Annotated in this window: 23 protein-coding genes; 3 read left to right on the top strand and 20 right to left on the bottom strand. The window is 41.1% G+C overall.

Features of this window, described 5'->3' with window-relative positions; genetic code table 11:
• Positions 1 to 87: 87 nt before the first annotated feature.
• On the bottom strand, positions 88 to 1,482 hold the full coding sequence (murF, locus tag MKZ14_RS08425) for a UDP-N-acetylmuramoyl-tripeptide--D-alanyl-D-alanine ligase (protein ID WP_333004396.1): 1,395 nt from the start codon (positions 1,480 to 1,482) through the stop codon (positions 88 to 90).
• A gap of 140 nt (positions 1,483 to 1,622) precedes the next feature.
• Between murF and MKZ14_RS08420 the strand changes: the two genes are divergently transcribed.
• Positions 1,623 to 2,834, top strand: coding sequence for an ATP-grasp domain-containing protein (locus MKZ14_RS08420; RefSeq protein WP_048390271.1), 1,212 nt, complete (start codon positions 1,623 to 1,625; stop codon positions 2,832 to 2,834).
• A 76-nt stretch (positions 2,835 to 2,910) separates the two neighbouring features.
• Here MKZ14_RS08420 and MKZ14_RS08415 read toward each other — a convergent pair whose 3' ends face one another.
• From MKZ14_RS08415 to MKZ14_RS08365, 11 genes are all read right to left on the bottom strand, one after another.
• A complete protein-coding gene (locus MKZ14_RS08415; RefSeq protein ID WP_333004395.1) occupies positions 2,911 to 5,103 on the bottom strand; it encodes a YheC/YheD family protein in 2,193 nt (730 codons plus the stop codon).
• 79 nt (positions 5,104 to 5,182) lie between these two features.
• Positions 5,183 to 5,614 carry a hypothetical protein gene (locus MKZ14_RS08410; RefSeq protein ID WP_036081468.1) on the bottom strand — a complete coding sequence of 144 codons (432 nt, stop codon included), beginning with the start codon at positions 5,612 to 5,614 and terminating at the stop codon, positions 5,183 to 5,185.
• 62 nt (positions 5,615 to 5,676) lie between these two features.
• On the bottom strand, positions 5,677 to 6,408 hold the full coding sequence (locus tag MKZ14_RS08405; protein ID WP_333004393.1) for an HAD family hydrolase: 732 nt from the start codon (positions 6,406 to 6,408) through the stop codon (positions 5,677 to 5,679).
• 436 nt (positions 6,409 to 6,844) lie between these two features.
• The gene (locus tag MKZ14_RS08400) at positions 6,845 to 7,213 is read right to left on the bottom strand and encodes a multidrug efflux SMR transporter (RefSeq protein ID WP_312125916.1); all 369 of its coding nucleotides are present in this window, start codon (positions 7,211 to 7,213) and stop codon (positions 6,845 to 6,847) included.
• A 13-nt stretch (positions 7,214 to 7,226) separates the two neighbouring features.
• Entirely contained in the window at positions 7,227 to 7,550 is a 324-nt protein-coding gene (locus MKZ14_RS08395; protein WP_016992055.1) for a multidrug efflux SMR transporter, read from the bottom strand.
• A 25-nt stretch (positions 7,551 to 7,575) separates the two neighbouring features.
• On the bottom strand, positions 7,576 to 7,794 hold the full coding sequence (locus MKZ14_RS08390; protein ID WP_016992054.1) for a helix-turn-helix transcriptional regulator: 219 nt from the start codon (positions 7,792 to 7,794) through the stop codon (positions 7,576 to 7,578).
• Between the two features lie 11 nt (positions 7,795 to 7,805).
• Positions 7,806 to 8,444 carry a DUF2975 domain-containing protein gene (locus tag MKZ14_RS08385; RefSeq protein WP_333005721.1) on the bottom strand — a complete coding sequence of 213 codons (639 nt, stop codon included), beginning with the start codon at positions 8,442 to 8,444 and terminating at the stop codon, positions 7,806 to 7,808.
• Between the two features lie 118 nt (positions 8,445 to 8,562).
• Complete coding sequence (opuFB, locus tag MKZ14_RS08380; protein WP_333005722.1) at positions 8,563 to 10,083, bottom strand: osmoprotectant update ABC transporter permease/substrate-binding subunit OpuFB; 1,521 nt, start codon at positions 10,081 to 10,083, stop codon at positions 8,563 to 8,565.
• Positions 10,073 to 11,029 (bottom strand): ABC transporter ATP-binding protein, encoded by a 957-nt coding sequence (locus tag MKZ14_RS08375; protein WP_333005723.1) that lies wholly within the window; start codon positions 11,027 to 11,029, stop codon positions 10,073 to 10,075. Before MKZ14_RS08375 ends, opuFB begins: the two co-directional genes overlap by 11 nt.
• A 92-nt stretch (positions 11,030 to 11,121) precedes the next feature.
• Entirely contained in the window at positions 11,122 to 12,918 is a 1,797-nt protein-coding gene (locus MKZ14_RS08370) for a VWA-like domain-containing protein (RefSeq protein WP_333005724.1), read from the bottom strand.
• A 4-nt stretch (positions 12,919 to 12,922) separates the two neighbouring features.
• Positions 12,923 to 13,981, bottom strand: coding sequence for a MoxR family ATPase (locus MKZ14_RS08365; protein WP_333005725.1), 1,059 nt, complete (start codon positions 13,979 to 13,981; stop codon positions 12,923 to 12,925).
• A 390-nt stretch (positions 13,982 to 14,371) separates the two neighbouring features.
• Between MKZ14_RS08365 and MKZ14_RS08360 the strand changes: the two genes are divergently transcribed.
• Both MKZ14_RS08360 and MKZ14_RS08355 read left to right on the top strand, forming a co-directional pair.
• On the top strand, positions 14,372 to 15,130 hold the full coding sequence (locus MKZ14_RS08360; protein ID WP_036081496.1) for a glucosaminidase domain-containing protein: 759 nt from the start codon (positions 14,372 to 14,374) through the stop codon (positions 15,128 to 15,130).
• A 107-nt stretch (positions 15,131 to 15,237) separates the two neighbouring features.
• Positions 15,238 to 15,654: a hypothetical protein gene (locus MKZ14_RS08355; protein WP_036081500.1), complete on the top strand. Its 417-nt coding sequence runs from the start codon at positions 15,238 to 15,240 to the stop codon at positions 15,652 to 15,654.
• A 16-nt stretch (positions 15,655 to 15,670) separates the two neighbouring features.
• On the opposite strand, the gene MKZ14_RS08350 is transcribed toward MKZ14_RS08355, so the two are convergent.
• The 8 genes from MKZ14_RS08350 to MKZ14_RS08315 form a co-directional block, all read right to left on the bottom strand.
• The gene (locus MKZ14_RS08350; RefSeq protein ID WP_333005728.1) at positions 15,671 to 16,498 is read right to left on the bottom strand and encodes an SH3 domain-containing C40 family peptidase; all 828 of its coding nucleotides are present in this window, start codon (positions 16,496 to 16,498) and stop codon (positions 15,671 to 15,673) included.
• A complete protein-coding gene (locus tag MKZ14_RS08345) occupies positions 16,467 to 17,279 on the bottom strand; it encodes a serine hydrolase (RefSeq protein WP_333005730.1) in 813 nt (270 codons plus the stop codon). The genes MKZ14_RS08350 and MKZ14_RS08345 overlap by 32 nt, the downstream gene beginning before the upstream one ends.
• 7 nt (positions 17,280 to 17,286) lie before the next feature.
• A complete protein-coding gene (locus tag MKZ14_RS08340) occupies positions 17,287 to 18,210 on the bottom strand; it encodes an LD-carboxypeptidase (protein WP_333005732.1) in 924 nt (307 codons plus the stop codon).
• Positions 18,207 to 19,154 carry an ATP-binding cassette domain-containing protein gene (locus MKZ14_RS08335; RefSeq protein ID WP_333005733.1) on the bottom strand — a complete coding sequence of 316 codons (948 nt, stop codon included), beginning with the start codon at positions 19,152 to 19,154 and terminating at the stop codon, positions 18,207 to 18,209. The genes MKZ14_RS08340 and MKZ14_RS08335 overlap by 4 nt, the downstream gene beginning before the upstream one ends.
• Positions 19,147 to 20,220, bottom strand: coding sequence for an ABC transporter ATP-binding protein (locus MKZ14_RS08330; protein ID WP_333005734.1), 1,074 nt, complete (start codon positions 20,218 to 20,220; stop codon positions 19,147 to 19,149). The genes MKZ14_RS08335 and MKZ14_RS08330 overlap by 8 nt, the downstream gene beginning before the upstream one ends.
• The gene (locus MKZ14_RS08325) at positions 20,213 to 21,187 is read right to left on the bottom strand and encodes an ABC transporter permease (RefSeq protein WP_016992041.1); all 975 of its coding nucleotides are present in this window, start codon (positions 21,185 to 21,187) and stop codon (positions 20,213 to 20,215) included. The genes MKZ14_RS08330 and MKZ14_RS08325 overlap by 8 nt, the downstream gene beginning before the upstream one ends.
• Entirely contained in the window at positions 21,187 to 22,131 is a 945-nt protein-coding gene (locus MKZ14_RS08320; RefSeq protein ID WP_036081513.1) for an ABC transporter permease, read from the bottom strand. The genes MKZ14_RS08325 and MKZ14_RS08320 overlap by 1 nt, the downstream gene beginning before the upstream one ends.
• 82 nt (positions 22,132 to 22,213) lie before the next feature.
• Complete coding sequence (locus tag MKZ14_RS08315; RefSeq protein ID WP_333005735.1) at positions 22,214 to 24,037, bottom strand: peptide ABC transporter substrate-binding protein; 1,824 nt, start codon at positions 24,035 to 24,037, stop codon at positions 22,214 to 22,216.
• Positions 24,038 to 24,088: the final 51 nt, after the last annotated feature.

Below are 24,088 nucleotides of genomic sequence, written 5' to 3'. Positions count from 1 at the left end.
ATCTAGCGTGCTGCTTTTTGATCAATTACTATACCTTATTAGAAAGCTCTTCTATGTGGCACAGTCAATATCCTATATTGAAAGAAGCTAATCAGCAGGTGGTGGAGGCTTTAGCTTTAGCTCCGTTGCAAGTTTAGAGACCTGTTTGCTATACATATCTCCCTTTATGAGAATGATGGTATTTTCATCCACAATCCTCTGCAGTAACGGATAGACGAGCGTACTATTTTTAAATGTATAAACAGGTGCGCTAAATCCTAGCTTTACTGCATGATCGGCCATAATCCTTGCGTGTTCTCCAATGGTAATCAGAACATCCACGCCAATACGTCGAATTAATTCTCCCGCTTGTTCATGAATAATGTAGCCCCACGAACCTAAATCGGTAATTGTACCAATAACAGCGATCTTTTTCTTGCCATCACCTAGCTCATTCAACACTTTTAAGGCAGCCTCTAAGGAAGTGGTTGTAATACTCCATGTATCATCCAATAACATGGAATGATTAATGCCCTCAAAGAGTTGCAATTGTTTTTTCAATTGACGGAATGATTGGAGCTGATTTGCTGCGACTGGAATAGGCACGCCCATATCGTGGACCGCTGCGATGGCAGCAAGAGCATTATAAACCTGATGCTCCCCAAACCCTGGTACAAGAATGTCATAGCTTTTTCTATCATGATGCAGGACAAATTTCATGCCTTTTTGATAGTAGTGGATATGGCTCGCTTGAAAATCACAGGAGTCATGCTTTCCCACCTTGATCAAACGCCCACGAAATCTCGTAACATCTATTTTTTTCGTATTCATATCTTCAGCATTGATAATTAATGTACCTTTTGGATGAATGATATCTAGCATTTCTCCCTTTGCTTGAATATAGCCTTCTAATGTTTTGCAATAATTTAAATGATGGGCTCCGATATTCGTAATAATACCGATTGTCGGTTTGAAATATCTCCCTGCATTCGTAACGTCTCCAGGTGAGCCCACTGCTGTTTCAAAAACGGCAGCCTCGGTTTCATCCTCAATGCCCAGTAAATATTGCAAAGAAGCCGTTCTAGAATTGCTGCTCAATGTCGTCGCAGTCACTTTCCGATCAGCCGAAAGAATATGTTTAATCATCTCTTTTGTCGTTGTTTTGCCTGATGTACCTGTGATCGCGACAATCGGAATATGAAACTGGCTGCGATAAAAATGGACAAATTTCCAATAGGCCTCTTCTGCATTCGCTACCTGTATCATAATGACATGATTGGGAATGTCAGTTGGCCGATAAGCTCTATCGGTCACTAGCACTAGAGGAGAAAGTGGCTCAAGATTTTTCCAATTAACAATACGTTTACTTGTAAAAAGTGCCGTATTGGACTTTTTCACTTGCTTTAATCGATAAGCCCCATGCTGAATCAGTGTATCCTCTGATCCGTGCACTAGATAGCCTGCCGTAATCATTGCTAAATTTTTCACCGAAAGAGGCTTCATATCTTTTCTCCCTCCTTTCTTTTCTAGTATATGTAACCTTTTAAAAGTTGCTTGGATGTAGACAAGATACATAACTAGAGGAAATCTATTTCATTGCATATATATAAAGGTGATTAAGTATCTAAGTACCAATAGAAGGAGTGATATACCTGAAAGCCATTGTATTTATCGGTACAAACAAATCTGGGTCTAGTCGTGAAGCAACAAGGGCAGCAGAAAAATTAGGCTACTTCACAGTACTTTTCACAAATAATGAAAAACAACTTCAGCAGCGCAGAGCCTACCCCGACATCCATAAAATGATACTCATTGATACTTTTGATATCGAGAGCATGAAAGATGAAATTGAGAAACTAGGAAAAGCTGGATTAAATATTAAAAGTATCGTTAGTTTTGTTGATCCATTTGTCCATATTGCTTCAATACTATGTGATGAATTTTGTCAGAACTATACATCCTCCAGTGCCATTGAAACTATGGAGGATAAAGAAAAAACAAGAAAGTTTTTACAAGACCAGCCCTATTCGCCAAAATTTTCGCTCATGAAACCGAACGAACCTATAGCTAAAAATTTAACCTTTCCATTAATCGTAAAATCTCCTAAATCAACTGGCTCAAAAGATGTCTTACTAGCAACGGATGCCGACCAGCTCAATAACCACCTCAAAGCACTACGCAGTAAAAATCCCTATGAAACCATCATGATTGAAGAATATCTAGATGGCCCTCAATATTTAGTAGAGGCGGTTGTTTATCAACGACAACCACATGTCATTGGTATAATTGAGCAAGAAATTACCCAAGGAAAACGATTTATCATTACTGGCTATGGTGTTCTAGTGAAAGCCCCTAAAGACATCCAATCAGGCATCGAGGAGGTACTCCATTCCATCGTGAAAGCCTTTGGTATTGAGAATGGGGCTCTTCACTTAGAGCTTCGATTAACCCAAAATGGTTGGAAACTTATCGAGATCAATCCTCGAATTTCAGGTGGCGCTATGAATAATATGCTACAAGCAGCTCTAGGTTTTAGTTTAGTAGAAGAAACACTGAAGATTTTGCTAGGAGAACAGCCTAATCTGCAACCAAGACATAAAAAATTTGTGTATACAAAATATGTCATTGTGGAAAGTAGAGGAATTTTAGAAAAGGTTATTGGCAAGGCAAGAGCGACAAGATCAACTGGCGTCGTTGAAGTATATGTCAAACCGAGAAGAGGCACCCTCCTCACCCCACCTTTATCGATGGGTCATCGTTACGCCTATGTCATAGCAGAGGGAGCAACCTTGAAGGAAGCAAGAAATCACGCAATCACTGCAGCGAAGGAAATAAAATTCATTTTGAGAGTTTGAAAAAAATAACCCGAATAATTGCCGCTTGCCAGTGGACAGTTACTCGGGCTTTTTTATCTTCATAAGTCATAATGGATCATTCTTCTTTAAACGTTTGATCTAAAAATTTCACGGTTTCGAACATATTGGTTTTACTTGCACCCTTCACAAGAATGGTATCATGAGGCTTAATGAGCTTTTCAAGGAGGACATGCATTTGATCTTTATTAATAAAATGATGTACTCTGGATGGGTCCATGCCCTTCGCGATGGCAGCATTACTCATTTCATCTGTCCTAAAGCCATAGGTAATAAATTCATCGATGCCTATCTCATATACATACTCCCCAACCTTACGATATTCCTCTTCTCTCAAGACACCAAGTTCTCGCATTTGTCCAATAATGGCTACCTTGCGATTTGTCGCGATATTCTTCAGTACATCGAGCGCAGCACGAACCCCCTGCGGATGAGAGTGTACTGTATCATCAATAACCGTTATATCATCACGGCAATTATAAATCGTTAAACGTCTTGGTGGTTTTTTAAAGTTGAGCCCTGCCTGAATATCAAGTGGACTAAATCCTAAAAGATCAGCCACTGCCACTGCATTCAATGCGTTGTATACATGATGTTCTCCTAAAATAGGAATATATAATTCTATTTCTTGCCCATGCAGCTTCATTTTAAAGGACATGCCGACATCTTTATATTGCAAATCATATGCACGGTAATCCGCTTCCTTTTTAATCCCTACTGTGATGATTTTCCCTTTAAATTGCTGTGTCTCTAAGTATCTTGAATTGTCATCATCTTGATTGACAATGAGCAAGCCCTGTTGGTCCATGCCATGAATCAATTCCGATTTTGCCTTGGCAACGCCCCTTACATCTCCATCAAAGTTCCCAACATGGGCTAAGCCTATATTCGTTACAATACTAATATTCGGCTGGATGATGCTGCAGTGATTGGTAATAATGCCTGGGTAAGCCATACCATACTCTAATACAACAGCCTGATGTGTATCATTGATTTCTTCCTTATGTTTTTTCGTATGCTCTGTCGTATTCCAATAATCCTTTGATTCAAATACATTCCACTTTTTCGATAAGATCGAACCAACAAATGCCTTTGTAGTAGTTTTCCCCGCACTTCCTGTAATCGCAATAATCGGCAGGGTTTTCTTTGCCTCCACCTGCTTACTTTTTTGTTGGTCAATTTTCTTTTTCAGCGGTTTTTGATTTTTGGCTAGATACATCGCATAACGGATGGAATGGATGACCACATCTAATTCCAAGTAAAAGGCAGGAGGACAGCCTGGGCGCCAATTGACCTCATACATCCAAATTTTTTGATTTTGATCTAACCCTACATCAATGCCAATTTCATCAATAACTTCCCCAAATTTCGCCATTTGAATTTCATCCAGATGATGTGCCAGCGCTAGTGAAAAATGCTCAAGCATTCGCCGAATATTATAGGCCTCTTCCTTAAACTCCTGCTCCAAAAAAGGATCTAAATAATTGGTATAGCCACCATTATTAATATTCGGTATGATGGAGCCATTCGGTGCAATGCGTGGATACACCGTTGTCACTACCCATTTACCTTCTCCATTTTTTTGAACATGCAGGCGGAAATCATAGACCTGACCTGATTTTGTAACAGATTGAATATACGGCTGCATAATAAAGGTGCCAGACGCAAGTTGCTCCTTTATCAAGGAATCCAATTGTGGCTTTGTATAGGTTGTCGTGGTGCTATCCTTTTTCACCTCAAAATACTTGGCTCCCGCCTTCGTTATAAAATAAATACCCTTCCCTTTTCGTCCATCAATTGGCTTAAACACAACTCGTTTATAATAATTAACGAACTTATGAAATAAATCGGCATCCTTTACAATTTCAGAGGGAATCAAATACTGTTCAAATTCCTTCGCTTCCTTTAATCGTTTCATCACATTCCATTTGTTCCCGATTGAATGAGTTGTAAATGGTATCTCCTCTTTTAAACGATCAATAATCTCCTTCGAAACAGATAATTTCTCAGGGCTTCCTGCATTATAGATAACATCAGGAAAGGGCATCGTTTTTTCCTGCCATTGCCCATTCTCATAGACCTTTGCTCGAATAGACCGTTTGGCAAAGTCCACACTTTTAGGTGTGAAGTAAAAAAATGTTGCGCCTTCAGCTTTCGCAACTGCTGCAAAGGCATAGGACTTGAGCACTGTTGTTGGATCAAGTCGATGATGCAGCATACCAATAATCGTCATAGCTAAACTTCCTTTCATTAGATTCTCTCTCTATTACATTCACTTTGTATCCCTTGCATATAGACAGATGCTCTAGCTTTAGTAGTTTAATATGGTACTACCATTTCGGCTCTATGATAAATTTCCCTTTCAACATGTCTGGCTTTAAGAGCTGAATGGCCGATATACCACTGAGTTCAATAGATTTCTTTGTACTTGTTTTTTCTAGCCTCACCACATCTGCAATCGAATTTGTATCGTTTCCTTCATAATCAAAAGCACGCAACAACGATACTGTGCCACGACAACGCTCTCTATCAACAGCCTCAATGCGGAAAAACTCTGTCTCAAACTGTTTCACTGTATCCAATAAGCTTAAATGCGCACCACTATGGGTAATTAAAAAAAATGGAATCGTATCACTCCCGACAATTTTAATAAGTAGCTGACCAAAATATTTAGAATGAAAATTCATCATAATATCCTGAAGATCCTTTAAATCACTTAAAGCTTCACATAAAAAGTGATTTCTTTTCTTATCACTATTCAATTCGTAGCCCCCTCTCTTAGTTTGACTATACGATTTGATCCGTGTAAGTTGCCCTCTCGTTATCATATGTTGCGACAAAAAATATGGCGACTTCTTCCTAAAGAAACTAAAAAAACCTCCACCAATGAGGGGGAGGTTTTTGCCAAACATGCGAGGAGATCATGTATTGTATAATGTTCTAATGCAGTTACGGTATGGTGTTTTGTATGGAATGGTAATTGCTTGGTAATCTCGTTCGGAATGACCACTGTATAAAGCCCCGCTGCTACAGCGGCTTGTGCGCCATTCGGTGAATCCTCAATTGCCACGACCTCATCAGCCTCTACTCCTAATTGTTCAAGCGCCTGCAAGTAAAGCTCTGGATCAGGCTTAACATTTGTCACCGTATCAGCGCTACAAAAGCAATCAAAGTAATGTCGGATACCCAGCCGATCCACATACATATCAATCCATTGACGACTGGAGCTACTAGCAAGTCCAATTTTCAAACCCGCTTCCTTTGCCTGCTGCAGCAATGCTAAAATACCAGGTCTTAGCGTTTCCGTTTCCATCCATTGTGCATGGCGTTGCTGAATGGATGTTTGAAAAGCCTCCACATCCAGTTGTATGTGATGATGTGTAACAAGATATGTATAGGGATTAAAAGTTTGAAGATTGGTCCCAAGGCACTTAGCATAGGTTGCTAGCGATAATTGAACACCATATTGTGCATAGGCATCTTTAAAAACGTTATACCATGCTGTTTCCGTATCAATGATTGTACCGTCAAAATCAAAAATTAGCGCTTTTATCATCAAATTCTCTCCATTCTATTGGTTTGCCTTCTCAACGGTCTTTTGCGATGAACTAAGCCTAGGTTTTGGCAGGGCTATCCGTTGAATTCAGCCTGCTATCCGCTACTTTCGCCTTTCTATCCGCCTATCCTCACAGATCTGACCCTTTTGCCAGGCTATCCACCACTTTACTAATCCTATCCATCCATTTAGACCTGCTATCCGCTACTTTCGCATTTCTATCCGCCTATCCTCACAGATCTGACCCTTTTGCCAGGCTATCCGCCACTTTACTAATCCTATCCATCAATTTAGACCTGCTATCCGCTACTTTCGCATTTTTATCCGCCTATCCTCACAGATCTGACCCTTTTGCCAGGCTATCCACCACTTTACTAATTCTATCCATCAATTTAGACCTGCTATCCGCTACTTTCGCCTTTCTATCCGCTTCTCCTCACAGATCTGACCCTTTTGCTATGCTATCGCTATCCACCACTTCTTCACCTTTATCCCCCTGATTCAACAAGATAACGCCTCCTATAATGAGGGCAATACCGATCGCAGAATAAACAGTAAAAATATCGTGCCAAATGACAATGCCTACTAGAACGGTTAAAGCTGTGCCGACACCTGACCAGATAGCGTAGGCCAAGCTTAATGGCATGGTTTTTAAGCAGAGCGATAGGCTATAAAACGAAATACCATAGCCAATTGCGACCGCCAAGGAGGGAGCAAGGACAGTAAAGCCGTCTGAGAACTTCAGCATGGTTGTTGCAAAAACCTCGCTTATAATCGATAGTGTTAAAAATAAATAGCCTTTCATCCTGTTCAGCCTCCTAATGACCACCCGCAAGATTGAGTACTACGACACCCAGAATAATGCACAGAATCCCTAATACTTTCTTGCGATTAAATCGTTCCTTATAGAGGACAACACCCACAATAGCGGTTAACGCTGTCCCTAAGCCTGCCCATATTGCATAGGCTGTGCCGATAGGAATCACTTTCAATGTTAAGGCTAAACAATAAAAAGCCGTTCCATAGCCTACTACCACACCAATTGAAGGTCCTATTCGTGTGAAGCCTTGTGTACGCTTGAGCATGGAACTGGCAAAAACCTCTGCTATAATAGCGAGCATTAAAAAACTAAAAGCCGTCATTTAAAAAATCCTTTCTGCTTTGCTTCTAGATGTCATCTTCTTCCTCTACATACTCCAATATGTCTCCTGGCTGGCAGCCCAAAGCTTTACAAATGGCATTTAATGTAGAAAAACGTACGGCTCTTACCTTGCCCGTTTTTAAATTAGAGAGATTGACAATCGAGACATCCACCTTCTCTGCAAGTTCACTCAGCTGCATTTTACGATCAGCTAGCATACGATCTAATCGAATAATTATGGTCATGTTTTCACTTCCTAAGCTGTTGCATCATATTCATCCTGAAGGAATGCACCGTATCGGAAAATACGTGCAAAGGTCCAAATCACCACACCACATAGTAAAAGAGTCCAATGAATGCCTGTAAAATGATAGCTAATCCCCTTAATCAAACCGGTCTCCACAAATCGGGACTCCATTTGGAATTGTTGCATGATTAGATAGACGGTATATGTACGAAATGCATTCACTGTCAAACTCAATACAATCACACAGTAGGCAATTCTCTCCATTTTTTTACTATTAGCGAGTGAAAATACAATACCTTTTGATAAGTTACTTAATATATTCCTCACTTGTACAATAATCATTAATAAAATAGCTATGTATATTGTAGCAGTAAATAGAAAGATCATGACATCTTTTTTTGAATAGTGAATGTCCCTTGTCACATGGTCTGCCAGCTTCATTTCCAATCCTTCTAACTGAACGGCAGCGGTCACACTGCCCTTTGCTAATAAATGATTCACTTGTTGCTCTGATACCACCATTGCTCCCACCATAAATATCGCGAGCATCGTCAAGACAAAAATCATCATCACCATGATGATGGTAAAAGCGGTACGAAGCCCCTTTGTCATCCATCGAAATTCTTTACTTTGAATTGTTTGCCCCATTATCAACCTCTCCCTCCCTTCTCTCTATTATACATCCCCTTTTATCTCTATCAATAATTTTTTAATGTTTATCATTAATAAATTATTGATAAAAATAAACCCTCTAAAGCTAGAGGGTTTATTTTAATAATCCTATCTTTATTAAATATTCTTTTGCTACTTCTGCTGCAAGCTTTCCTTCTACATTCACCTGATAATTCATTTCTCGCATTTCATCATCTGTAATGTGATCAGCTAGTTGATTTAACGCTTCTCCAATCTCTGGATAGTCAATCAGCGTTTCTTTCCTTAGTAAAGGCGCTCCCTGGTATGGTGGGAATAATGCTTGATCGTCCTCCAATACACGTAGCTTGTATTGACGAATTTCACTATCCGTTGAATAAGCATCGAGCAAATTAATATCACCTGATTGTATTGCCTGATAGCGAAGCTTTGGCTCCATCGTTGCAAGTGTCGTAAAGGCTATCCCATACCGTTTTTGTATGCCAACATAGCCATCCTCACGGTCATTAAATTCTAATGTAAAGCCTGCTTTCACCTTCTGCTCTATCGGTTTAAGATCAGAGATTTTTTGCAGTTGATAGCTCTCAGCCAGCTCCTCTGATACAGCGAGTGCATACGTATTGTTATAGTTCATGGGGCTTAGCATGACCATATCAAATTGCTCCTGCATCCCCTCTTTCGCCTGAAGATAGACGTCCTCTTGGTTATTATTAATGGCTTCTTCCTTTAAAAACTCCGAAATAGCGGTGCCTGTAAATTCAGGATAAATATCAATACTGCCCGATTTCAATGCATTAAATACAAATGAAGTTTTACCAAGCCCTGGCTTTAATGTCACCGTTAAATCGGTCTCCTGCTCAATTAATAATTTATACATATTGATGAGAATCTCAGGCTCCGCACCAAGCTTTCCTGCAATGACAATTTCATCTTGCTGTTTATTGCTTAGGAGCGGGAAGAAAATCATTACCAGTGCCGCTAAACTAATGAGACTCAACGTCGTTATTGTTTTTTTAAAGGACAGAGATTCTAACTTTTTAAGCGCCACATCAAAAATCAGGGCTAAAATAGCAGCGGGAATGGCTCCTATAAGAATGAGTGCCGTGTTATTTCGGTCAATCCCAAGTAATATAATATCTCCTAAGCCTCCTGCACCAATTAAAGCAGCTAATGTTGCTGTTCCCACAATCAGCACCATTGCTGTCCGAATACCAGCCATCATAACAGGCATAGCAAGTGGTAGCTCAACCTTTACTAAACGCTTTGATCGATTCATTCCCATAGCTAATGCCGCTTCTTTCAGTGATGGGTCAACCTCATTGATGCCCGTGTAGGTGTTTCGTAGAATAGGCAACAGCGCATAGACGACTAACGCAATAATTGCGGGAACTTTCCCAATACCGAATAAAGGGATTAATAAGCCGAGCAACGCTAAGGAAGGAATCGTTTGCAGCACAGCACTGATTCCAATAATACTCTCGGCTATTTTCTTTTTATTGGTTAAATAGATACCTAGGGGAATAGCGATGAGGACAGCAAAAAATAGCGCAATAAAAGAGATTTGGATATGCTCTAGTAATGCAGCCAGCAGCTGTGCCTTCCGTTCCTGAAATACATCTACCACATTAGCCACCATGCACATGCCCTCTTTTCTTAGAATCCGCTGCTAAATAACGAAGCGTGGAAGCTCTTGTCACCATGCCAATGAGCTTGCCATTCTCTTCGACACCTAACAAGTCATGCTCGGCTAATTTTTCAAGAATCGTCGGAAATGGGGCATCAACAGGAATGGTATGCCCAAAGTCGTTTGTCACAGTGATTGGCTGTAACACATCATGGATCGTAAACAATTGATCCGACTGCTTACCTCCAATAAACTGTTGGACAAAATCATTTACAGGATTTTGTAGCAATTGCTGTGGAGTACCTATCTGAACAATTTCGCCATCTTTCATAATACAGAGACGATCTCCTAATTTCAGTGCTTCCTGCATATCATGTGATACAAATACAATGGTTTTCTGGATGGTACGCTGCATCTCTAGTAGATCATCCTGTAGTTTGGTGCGACTAATAGGGTCTAGCGCACTAAAGGGCTCATCCATTAAAATAATTTCTGGGTCAGCTGCCAAGGCACGAACAACGCCAACCCTTTGCTGTTCGCCTCCTGACAGCTCCTTTGGCTTACGCTGACGATATTTCGCTGGCTCCAGCCCCACCAACGCTAATAGTTCGTCTACACGCTGATGGATTTTCGTTTTACTCCATTTCTTCAGTTCTGGAACAACCGCAATATTTTCCTCTATTGTCATATGCGGAAATAGGGCGATTTGCTGTAGTACATAGCCAATACTCCAACGCAGCTCATGGATATTATAATCGCTAATTCTTTTATCATTGATCCAGATGGTGCCTGCTGTTAAGGGTATTAATCGATTAATCATCTTCAACAAAGTAGTTTTGCCGCATCCACTAGGGCCAATAATAACAAAGAATTCACCCTTTTTAATTTCTACATTTAGTGCTTTGACAGCTATTTGGTCGTTATCATATTGTTTTGAGACATTATCAAATGTAATCATCTGTCATCTCCTTTAGAATTCGCTCATGAAATGCGTTCACTTTTTATATTTCACCAACAAAAATCATTTCAAACATTTGTAGGTAGGTGAAACTATTTCATTCTAAATACCTCGCCTTTGGGCACAAATGGTAGCTTGGCCCCCTGTGGTAGTACGAAGGCATGCTGTCTTTTAATGGCTAAACGATCACATTGTCCATCTGTAATAATCAGGATAGGACCATCCTTTGGAAAATCCTGTGCGGCTTCAAGTAGCTGTATACCAGGCTGTAACACTGTGCCTCCTCTACCTCTTACCTTCACTTTCGTTAATAGTTCTTCAGGTGCTAGATAGCCCGCGTCATAGGCAACAGCATCACAAAATATAACGCGAACAAAGGGAACATCTCTAGCGATGCTATAGCTCGCTATTGTGCCGAGTGCTTTTCCTAGTAAGAGACGGTCCATGGAGCCTGATGTATCAATAAGGACTGCGAAAGTTCGTCCATCTTCCTCACCGCTTTGATGAATCCATCTTGGTCTAGCTATATCAGGTGTCGATGCTTGCCTTCTACTGGGGCGGGTATACGTTCTAACTTTCTCTATCGGTTGAAACATCCGATCAAACCATTTGGCTAATGCCACATCCCAGGCAATAGGAGGCTGTGCTAGGCTACGAATTTCCTCAATGAGCCCTTGTGGCAAATAGCCTCTCTCTTGGGTCATATGATAGCTTAACCCTTGACTCAATGCCCTTCTATAAAAAGCATCTAAATCCACGCCAACCTTGCCTTCCCAAAAATCTGGTGGATTCGTTTCGATCATATCTCCGATGCCCTGCCCTCGAAAGGTTCTTAATTTGCGATACATCCTCATATCTGTAACTATACGATCATAAATAGATTCAGCTGAAAGTCCCTTTAATGCTGGATCATATAGCCCGCCAAATGCTGGCATCTCGCCGATTTGCATATCGATGAGCCAGCCATTGATAACATAATCACAAGCAACATTCCACAAGTAGGGATCACGTCCTTGTCTGCGGGTCGCATGGCTTAAACCCGCATGCAGCAATTCGTGTGCCATGAGGAACCGCATTTCCTCATCGGTCATTCCCATAGCGGTATTCAAATAAATCTCCTTCGTTTCCACTGCAATGGCTGCGACCGAAATATCCATTCTTGTGCAAATAAGTGGGTCTTCAATGATCGTAAAATCTGCTGCCAAAGCACCGAATAAGGGATAGGAGCTCATAAACCATGCCTTTGCGCGTTGTGCTTGTGTTACCCTCGTTGTGCCTCCAAATGTATTTTCTACCCCTCCCGCTACGCGAATGGCACTTTGCACGGCTTTCGCTAAACCTTCTGCAAATAATGCAGCGAAATTACTATTCCCTCGATATAGATAGCCTGTTTGATTTTGTGAAATAACAAAGTCCACTTGACCTGGCATTGTACTATAGCCTTTCAAATCATCTGGTACACCTTCGCGTAAAAATCGTTCATATAATTTTTCCTCAGAGCTAATGGCCACAAAAAGAGGATTATTCATTTCCTTTGGTGCTTGACCAAATTTTAGCTCTGCTAAAAATTTTGTTATATAGCAGTCACAGGCAATATTCCACAGCTCCTGCTGCTCTTTTGGTTGATGATGATGTAGGCCAAGGTGTAGCAAGCAATGCGCAATCACATAAGCCCATTCATTTGGCTGACCTTTTTTATCCTGATTCACATAAATAACACCTGTGCTTGTAACGTAAGCCCAATCCTTTTGTGGCATACTTTCGTATTGCATGTAAACAGCATGACACAACGCCTCAAACAGGGGATGTGTACAGACAATGTCATGCCCACGTGCGATGGCTTTCTCATTTTTATGCTCCTGCTGTAATGCTTTCTTTTTTTTGGCCATAAGCTTACCCTTCCTTTTTGGCTACTAAACGTGGTAAATCACGGATAACCTCCAGCATAAACCAGGCAGGCAATGCTTCACCCTTTTGCTCTGACACAACCATCTGTGCAATTTCTAAGCTGATGGATGATAGGTCCTTGATCAAGTCTTTGGCTCGAAAGGCTAATTGCCGTTGATTTCCCTTCAATGTCGTATGCTCGTTCGGAAGCTCCTTCAGTAACTGAGCACGGAAGGATTGTGCCAGGAAATAAAGCAAATCTCTTTCATCAGGTTGATCGGGCCAACGTAATTCTCCTTGAATAATTTTAGCGAGATCGTATTTACTTTGCACTTGCTTGATAAAGGCTTTAAATTGACTGGCAGTATGCGCGGATAGGCAGCTACTTGCTAATAGATCGATTGTTTGTTCTTGTAAGCTGCTGCCATATGCATACAAACAATCACTTAACATATGCCATGAACGAGGCGTGGAGAAGGGTTCTTCTGTTTTCGGTGGTTCGCTCCATAAATGATCGGGACGCATTTGAATATACTCAATCACATATGGATGTATTTCATGTGCATAGGCCCATTCAAGCCAATCTTTATGTGATGCCCTCAGCTGAACATGAACCATCCGATTGATTAATGCGGAGGACATCGGCTTAACAATCGCATTATCCTGAGCCCGATTGCCTGCACCAATAACAATCGTGCCCTCTGGCAATGTAAACTCTCCAATTCTGCGTTCATGAATAAGACTATAAAACGCTTTTTGTACTTCCTGTGAGCAAGCATTTAATTCATCTAAAAAAAGGCAATAAGGTTCATCGCGTGCAATTATTTTGGGTGGACAAAAAACACTGTAGCCATCCTTTATCTGCGGAACACCAATAATATCCTCAGGTGCTAGCTGACTGCCCAATAACGACACACAGGGTAGCCCTAATTCACTGGCGAAATTTTCAACAATCGCTGATTTCCCAATGCCAGGTGCTCCCCAAATAAAGACTGGTCTTATTGTCGCTACATTCAGTAGAAAATCATATAGCTGTTTTTGTGTCACATTATAAATCGTATTCAATCAAAACGCCCTTTCAACTAATTGTTTTAAAGGTTTATAATACCATTTTCTATGAAATTATTCTTGTCTCTACCATTCTATGAAATTGACTGCCAATTACTAGCTGTGAGAAGATAAGAAAAACTGTAATAGACAATTTCACAACATTTCCAGCAGACTCTTGGTGGGCAAAGTTTTACAAGGATTTTAGTGAATAAGGGGATTTTGAGAGATTCAATTTATGTCTCAGAATTTTAAGATAGATTTAGGAACTAACTTAAGGCAGGAGACGTTCTATTAATGATGAAGTCTATTCAACTATACATCTCTTTCACTCTCTGTAATAATGAGAGATAGCTAAACTTTTAATAGAAGGGAGGGAGATGTGGTCACGACCAACATCCAGCTACAATGAAATACGTGCTAAACTTTTTTAAAGGACTTATGATTGCCGTTGTTGTTATTTGTATTTCGTTTTATATGGTTACACAGTTATTTAATACGACTGAAAGAGAAGAGTCTGTGGTTATTGATGATCGTCCAAGTGTGGAAGAGTTTATCGGTGAGATTGCAGAGACCGCACGAGATCTTGGTGCTGACAACGACTTATATGCATCCGTGATGATCGCTCAGGCGATTCTAGAAAGTGAGCATGGGCAAAGTGGACTTGGCTCTGCCCCTAATTATAATCTTTTTGGAATGAAAGGCAGCTATCAAAATAATTCCGTCACACTCGAAACCACAGAGGATGATGGGTCAGGTAACCTTTCTACCATCATGGCTGACTTCCGCAAATACCCTTCCTATGAAGCGTCCATGCAGGATTATGTAAAATTAATGCGTAATGGCGTTTCATGGAATAAAGATTTTTACGCAGGCGTTTTCAAAAGCAACACCACTACCTATACAGATGCGACGAAGTTTTTAACAGGCTCCTATGCAACTGATTCGGCTTACAATGAAAAATTAAATACATTAATCGCAAAATATGACCTTCAACAGTATGATAGTCCTGTAAAAGATAAGAAAACCATCACGGTGGCTGATGGAGATTCACTTTTGAAGATTGCCGAAGCCTATAATGTGAAAGTGACATCACTTAAGCAATGGAATCAGCTTCGAACAGAACGACTTGAAGCAGGTCAGCAACTTAATATTTATCATTATTAACACAAAAACGTCCATGACTCATCAAGGAGTATGGACGTTTTTTCTCATGAAACTAATTCGTTTGTCAAAACGTCTTAGTGAAAAAATACGGAAAGGATAGGAACACAGTGAAGCGTACACAATTGCTCAGTCTTTTCGCCGTTAACCTTGTGCTATTGCCATTGATTCAGCTTAGCTATCACCTATATTTCATACCAAACATAGCAGAGGGTTCCTTTTATCTTATTATTTTCCCCACTCTTATTATTTTATCGAACCTTTTACTATGTTGTAGTCGGCAAAGAGTAGCCGCTTCTATCCATTGGACCTTTGTCTATGTCGGACAAGGCACCTCTATCGCCTGTTATTTTGTGTGGCATTATGGGCAATTAAAGCCCTATCCAGATATGCCGCCAGGTGAAGCAGTGTTTGATTTATGCATGAGTACATTTTTAATTGGGCTATGGCAGTTCATCGTGTTAGTACTGATCCACCTCAGTACGTTTATCATCCTCAAAATGGGACTGACCTTCAAAAAAGCTTAATAGCATCAAGGCTTAACTAGTCCTTCTGCGAGTTATATAAAGTACCTACTGCTAGTATGGTTGTGGCTAAATCCTGTCGATAGAGGGGATGTTTGGCATCTAGACTATTAATGGTTACTTCATTACCACCTAACGATGAATGGACATACAAATCATCACCCATGTATAGAGCAATATGACCTGGAAAATAGATTAAATCACCCTTCTGCATTTGGTCTTGGTCTATGTTAACGATCGGGAAGCCCTCTACTATTCGGGCATCACGATAAATATAGACACCGTTTAACATATAAGCCATTGAACATAAACCAGAGCAATCAATACCTAGTGGCGATTTGCCACCCCAGCGATAAGGGGCCGTTAAATAGCTGAGCGCTGTGTCCACCACATTTTCACGGAACTGCTGCTCCGGTAATGAATGTGCTGTTATTTTAGGCTGTAGCCATTTTGTTCGGACATACCCTATTTGTCCTGACACTAGCTGTACAGCTGACCATTCTTCAGGTACTGCTTCGTCTGACATGACACGAATGGAAGAGCCTCTTACAAGCGTTAGCAGCTTTGTACTTTGAATACGTGGTTGCTGCAAAACATCTGCAAAGCTTTGACAGACTACATACTGTGCATCTTGTTGCCATGTAGCTGCAAGTGCTTCCTCTTGCAGTAAGTCTGCCTTCTGACAATAGCCCTCGTAACGATAGACCGTTCGAATAGAAACCCAAGCGTCATTGACATCACTGATAATCTCTACGGTCATCCCATAAAGCACTTCATCAACTAGTTCAGAAGCTTTATCTGGCATGGCATGCAAGCTAGCAATCATGGCTGTAACGATAGCCTTCATCCTTCTCCCCCCTCCGCTTCACCAGCTGGTCATAGACAACTTTTGATAGATGACCAATGAGTTGGCGTGCGTGATCATTGTCCGTAACATTTGTTATAAAAACACCCATACTATAATCGACTGCATGCGTGTAAAATATCCCCACATCATGATCGACGGTATCCAGTCCGCCTGTTTTATGTGCCAGCCTCACATCATCTACTAGATAGCGCTTTAGGGAGTCATGTACACGCTGACGGCTTAAAATATCAATGACTAGTTTATTGTAGGGAGGCGATAAAAGCTCTTGCTGATAGATTTGCGTATATAGATGCGCCATATCCCTTGTTGATGTGCGATTATCTATGCCCTTTGCTAGCCGCTCCACATCCATCATTTTTCGCTGTAGCAATGTGTCCTGTAAACCGATATGCTGAAAATAGTCATTCAAATATTCCATGCCAACTACATCGATTAGGACGTTCGTAGCTGTATTATCGCTTGTAATAATCATCCACACTAGCAGCTCATAGAAAGTGCTTTGTATAAGTCTTTGTTCACTAATTACACTAAAATCCACCCAATCAGCTGATGAAATCGTAAGCGTTGAATCAAGTGATAATTTGTTTTTCTCTATATGTGAGAGCAGGGCTAGCAGTATCGGCACTTTGATTAAACTTGCACTTGAAAATGAAGCCTCTAGCTGATGACCGATGAGCAACTGATTCGTTGTTAAATTTTTAATAAACAAATGTACGTTGTAGGGCGATTCTTGAATAAGTGTAGTAATCCTCTGCTCCATAGACCACCTACCCATTTACATGGATACGCTGATTGTCCGCATCCATCTTGATGGTTCTTCCTAAAGGAAGCGACATTGTTGGTAAACAATGACCACATGCCAAATCTGCAATTATAGGCTTCCCTAAAGGCACTAGAATTTCTTGAAAAATAGTTTGTAATGATAAGCTGTGTGCGGGATTTTCAGGTTCGCAATTTGTCCAAGCGCCCAATAAAATGCCTGCCACGTCATCTAGCTTTCCTGCCAGTTTTAATTGTGTCAGCATACGATCCACCCGTTGCTCCGTTTCATCGATATCTTCTAAAAACAGAATTTTACCTCGTGTATCAATTTCATAGGGTGTGCCAAGTGAAGCTGTCACTAATGTTAAATTGCCACCGATAAGTTGACCTGAAGCACTCCCAGCCACCAGTGAGGACATGGGCTGGTGAGAAGGATTTTTTAAGTAGTACGCCTTTCTTTCATTCTCCATAATCAGCTGAATGAACGACTGCCATGTATAGTCATCCATCTCCTGTCTAATAAATTCTGTGGATGGCATTGGTGTATGATAGGTTACAAAGCCACATAGCTGATTAAACGCTATATGTAAAGCGGTCACATCACTATAGCCAGCAAATACTTTTGGATTGGCACTTATCAAGTCAAAGTCTAATTGGGCTAAAATTTTCGTCGCACCATAGCCCCCACGTATACAAAAAATGCCATCAATCATTGGATCGCCAAACATACGATGAACATCTGCTACCCGTAAATCATCTGTGCCTGCTAAATAGCCATGTCTTACGTGACAGGTCTCCCCAACGACCACATTGAGCCCGAGCTTTTCGATACTAGCAATAGCAGGCTGCAGCTTTTCGGGTGGCGTTGCGCCAGAAGCACTAATAAGACCAATTGTGTCACCCTTTTTCAATGCCTTTGGACAAATCATATCTTTTCCTCCCTTTTCAGTGAAGTACGATAATGGGCAAGTTCCTCTTCATTGGCTAAAATAAAATGACCTTCCTCTATCTCAACAAATGAGGGGGGATTTTCATCATAACGGTGCTGGGACGGATCATACACTTCTACAACTTTGTCCCGCTCCTTATAGGGATTCGGCTCTGGTACTGCTGATAACAAAGCCCTTGTATAAGGATGCAGCGGATGAGCAAAAAGCTTTTCTGTTTCCGCTAGCTCCACAATCTTCCCCTTATAAATAACCGCCGTTCGATCCGTAATAAAACGGACAATCGATAAGTCATGGGCAATAAATAAATACGTTAAATGATTTCGCTGTTGAAGGCTTGCTAATAAATTCAAAACCTGTGCTCGAATGGATACGTCCAAGGCAGATATAGGCTCATCTGCAATGATAAATTCAGGCTCCATCACTAACGCACGAGCAATACCGATACGTTGGCGTTGACCTCCTGAAAACTCATGCGGAAAGCGGCTTGAGAACTCTGGAAGTAGCCCAACGTTCAATAAAGCATCCCGCACCTTTTGTTGCCGCTCTGCCTCATCTTTAAATTTTTCCGAAGGGTATAAGCCCTCTGAGACAATATTATCGACTTTTGCTCGTTCATTTAGAGATGCCATAGGGTCCTGGAATATCATTTGGATTTTTTGCGTAATTTCTCTATCCCAATCTTTCGAGATTTTCCCCTGAATACTTTTACCATGGTACAAAATTTGTCCCTCTGTGACCTCATTGATGCGCATAATCGCCCGACCTATCGTTGTCTTACCTGAGCCTGATTCACCTACAATGCCAAATGTTTCGCCTTTATAAATTTGAAAGCTGACATCATCAATGGCCGTAAACTTATTTTTCCCTTTACCAAACACAACTTTCAAATTTTTCACCTCTACTAGAACCTCTTTATCAGTCATTCGCATACTGCCTCCCCTCGGCAAAGAATGCTTGTAAGGCTGCTGGAGGCTCTACCTTTGGTGCAAGTGGGTCTAATAACCATGTACGAGCATAGTGGGTATCACTGACCTGAAAAAAAGGTGGCCGCTCGATAAAGTCGATTTTCAATGCATATGGATTGCGTGGGGCAAAGGCATCTCCCTTTATTTCCTGAAAAAGATTCGGAGGTGTGCCCTTGATGGAATACAATTGTTCCCCTTTTGAGCCAAGCTGTGGTAAAGAGGAAATAAGCGCCCACGTATAAGGATGCTTACTATGAAAGAAAATTTCATGTGTTTCCCCAACCTCGATGACATCACCCGCGTACATCACGGCAATACGGTCAGCCACTTTTGCGACTACGCCTAAATCGTGCGTAATATAGACGATTGTTAAGCCGTATCTTTGCTGAAGACTTTTTAAGAGCTGTAAAATTTGTGCCTGAATGGTTACATCCAAGGCTGTCGTGGGTTCATCACATATTAAAATATTCGGCTTACAGGCAATCGCAATCGCAATCACGATGCGTTGGCGCATCCCTCCTGAAAATTCATGCGGGTATTGCTTATAGCGCTTTTGTACATCGGTAATGCCGACATCTGTTAACAGCTTTAGTGTTTCCGCATAGGCTTCCTTGCCTCTTAAGCCCTGATGCATAACCACACATTCTTCAATTTGCTTTCCAATGGTTTTGAGCGGGTTTAACGATGTCATCGGATCCTGTGTCACCATCGCTATTTCCTTGCCACGAATCCCTAGCCATTCTTGCTCTGTTGTGAACTTGCCTAAATCCTGCGCATTGTAAATAATTTGTCCCTGCTTAATACGACCATTTTTATCAAGCAAGCCCATAATGGATTTCATCAGCACGGATTTACCCGAACCTGATTCGCCCACAATGGCTAAACTTTCTCCCTTGTAAAGGTCGAGTGAAATACCGCGAATCGCTGTTAAAACTCGCCCACGTAGCGTAAACTGAATCACTAAATTTTGAATGCCTAATATGCGTGATTTTTTCAATGTCACTCGCTTCCTCTCCTTATACATGGTTTTTCGGATCTGCTGCATCTGCAAAGGAATTACCAATAATATAAAATGCGATCGTAATAACGCTTAGCACAATACTTGGGAAAATAAGCTGATAACGTAGATCTGGTGACATCATAAGGACACGTCCTTCATTGATTAAATTTCCTAAGGATGGCTCACTGATCGGAAGCCCTAAGCCGATATACGTTAAAAAGACTTCTGCCCCAATTGCAAAGGGGATCGCTAAGCTCATGCGTAGCATAATGACAGAAATTAAATAGGGTAATAGATTTTTTAGAATAATACGATAATCAGGTGTGCCTAAGCATTTTGAGGCTAGATTGTATTCGCGGTCACGCAAAATAACAATTTGATTGCGGATAAACCTCGCCATTTCCACCCACCCCGTAATACACATGGCAATAATAATGGTTGAAATACTTGGCCGTAAGATATAGGACATTAAAATGAGCACAATGGTTGTGGGGATATTATCGACGACGTTATAAAGCTGTGTAATAGGCGCTTCTAATTTCCGCGAAAAGCCCCATAGCGTGCCAATGGTTATGCCCACCACTGCCTCCACTAAGGCGACAACACAGCCAATAAAGAGAGAAGTTCTCGTCCCTGCCCAAATACGAGACCATAAATCCTGACCAATCGAATTCGTGCCAAACCAAAATTCTGCATTAGGTGCAATATTACGTGCCTGCATCCCTGTTTGTTCATCCAAGTAAATTTCAGTTGGTGATTTTTGCGCTGGTAAATAGGGTTGTAAAATAGTAAAGCCTACAATGATGATCACTCCAACTAATAAAAAAACAGCCAGTCGATTTTTCAAAAAGGATTGCCATGTAGACCGCCAATAAGAATAATTTGAATAGCCCGTTTCCTCTGCCTGCCTTGCGTCCACTTCAGCAAATTCAAACAAGGTTTCACGTGATTTATTTGAAATATTATTGATTTCATCTGTATACATCCCCATTAACGCACACCCCCTCCCTTGCCTAATTTAATACGAGGGTCGACAAGTGCCATGGCAATATCCCCTAAAATAAGGCCAATGATACCAAGGGAAGAAAACACTAACACTAGGCCCTGCACAATCGTATTATCCTGTCGCTGAATAGCATCCACAAGCAAGCCCCCCATCCCCGGAATGGAATACAACGATTCTATATAGATTGAGCCTGTAATCGTAAACAGAATCGTAGCAGGTAAATATTGTGCCATAGGAATAAAGGCATTACGTAATACATGCTTGAACATCAATGTCCGCTCCCTTACGCCCTTCGCCCTAGCCAGCTTAATATAGTCCTTGTTCAGTTCATCGACCATATAGCGTCGCATCCACATCGCGTAGGAGGCAGTTGGAGCCAATGCCATTGACGTAAGTGGAAGAATCCAAGTAATCGGCCTGTATTCATCAAACAGCATCGGTAATTGAAAGAGTTCTGTAATATACATTTGAATGACTAAGTAATAAACGGCTGCAGGGACTGCAACAACAAATACGATATAGCCTGTCCCAAGTCGATCCAGCCAACGTCCCTTACGATAGGCCATCATTATTCCTAGCGGCACACCAATCAGTAGTGATAACGCGACTGCTCCTAAACCAAAAAGCAAAGAATACGTGATTTTATCTGCAATAATCGTCACTACTGGGACATCGGTACGATAGGTCACAGATTTCCCCAAATCCCCCTGCAGTAAATTCTTGTAAAAATTCCCTAGCTGGACAAGGATTGGGTCGCGCAAGCCGAGACTTGTTAAGTAAATTTCCTGCTGAGCAGGTGACATTTTATCGGCTGCCGCTCCTAAATAGCCTTCCTCTGGCATTAGCCGTAATAATGAAAAGACAATGGTGATGATAATAAAAAGGGTTAAAACGGATTGTAAGAGTCGTTTTCCTATATACTGCAACATCACGCCATCCTCCTTTGTCAAAAAGACGAAAGGAGATGCCGACTACTCTTTTCGGTATCTCCTTTTCATCTACGAAATTCTACTACTTTTCAGCATTGGCTAGTGCTTCTGCACGCTCTTGCTCCCACTCGGCAAGCGCTTTTTTAAATTCTTCATTACTCATTGGCTTTTCTAGCACTTGCTGGCCTTTAAATTTCTCTGCTGTTACACCAAATGGCGAATATTGCGCTTCGAATGGATTTAATTTAGATGCCATATAGCCACTACCACCAACTGAATAGGGAATAACAAAGGCTTCATCAATTAAAAATGCTTCTGCCTTCGCAAATAGCTCATAGCGTTTGGCTGTGTCAATTGTTTCTTTGGCTTGATCCACAAGATTTTGATAAGTTGTTTTACCATTCGCCTCTTTATAGCCCTCTGCTAATTCTGGTTTATTGTAAGTACCATCTACTGTGAAAGGATCTGTATACGTAGATGGATCTGCAAAATCAGGACCCCAGTTCGCCTCTAAGAGTGCAAATTTACCTGGACGACGTACCTCTGATAAGAAGCCTGTCGATGGACCAGCCTCTACGATAATGTCGACATAATCTGTCCCTAACAATTTCTCAATTTGCTGCTCGACTACTTGAGAGCGATTAGCCCAATCTGGCATACCAGCGTTATAAGGCATTAATACCTTTACAGGGAATGTGGCCTTACCTGCTAATGCTGTTTTTGCCTTTTCTTTGTACTCTAGGGCCAACTCTTTATTGAAGGAATCCTCATTGGAAATGGATGTAAGTGGTGCTAGTTGTGTATAATCCACTCCTTCCACATCAACAAAGTTTTTCGGTGTAATGGTATTGCTCAGCAGATCTGCTGGATTATAAGGCTCAACCGTTAGCATCGCGGAGACACGATCAAGCGCATGGAATAAGGATTTGCGGAAATCTTTATTATTGACGGCGATCTTCCAATTTTCAGGCTCGTATTGTGCGTCAAATTGTGGGTTGAAGTTGAGTGCATAAAAGTAGGTATAGAAGTTATTTTGTGTTTGACGAACCTGAGATTTTTTCTTTTCATCTTTAAACCATTCATCAATGATGGAGGTCGGGATACTAGCCGAATCGATTTCGCCACGTAAAAACAGCTCAGGCGCCACAGTTGCCGCTTCTTTATTGTATTTATAGCGAATACGGTCAATCAGCACCTTGTCTTTATCCCAGTACGTTTCATTTTTTACAAGAACGCGTTCATTTTGTGGCTCAAATTTATCTAAAATATAGGCACCGTTATAGAGGAAGTTTTCACGTGTTGTGCCAAACTCCTCCCCTTTTTCCGCAATGAACTTGCCATTTACAGGGAAGAAACAAACATAATTCAACATAGAAAGAAAATAGGGTGTCGGCGCCTCTAAAGTATATTCTACTGTATGTTTATCTAACGCCTTTATGCCTACCTCCTTGAAATCGTTCATCTCGCCATTATAGAAGGCTTCCCCATTTTTCACCACCGTCGCAATCCAAGCTGTCGACGATTCATTTTTAGCATCAAGCACATAGTGTAAGCCATCCACAAAGTCTTGTGCCACAACATCTGCATATTCCTTGCCCTCATGTGTCACCCATTTTGCGTCATCACGCAATTTGAATGTCCACACCGTAGCATCCTCATTCGCAGACCACTCTTTCGCTAATCCTGGCTGGACCACCCCATAGTTGTCATATTCAATGAGCCCATCCACCATATTCGCAGCCACCGCAAATTCATTTGTTTCGGACGTCTTTAAATAATTTAACGTTTTAATTTCCCCTGAATACACCACTCGATATTCCGATGCTTTTTCACTCGCTGATTTGTCATTGCAGGCTACACAAAATAATACGACCAGACATACGAACAGCAACCAATATTTTCTCACAAGCATCCCCCTAGTCATCTTTTTATAATGAAAATCCTATTGGTAGGATGG

Origin of the sequence: Lysinibacillus sp. FSL P2-0066, from assembly GCF_037969495.1 — a bacterium.
Lineage (GTDB): Bacteria > Bacillota > Bacilli > Bacillales_A > Planococcaceae > Lysinibacillus > Lysinibacillus boronitolerans.
The sequence above is the reverse complement of the archived record's forward strand: the minus strand, read 5'-3'. Positions and strand labels throughout refer to the sequence as shown.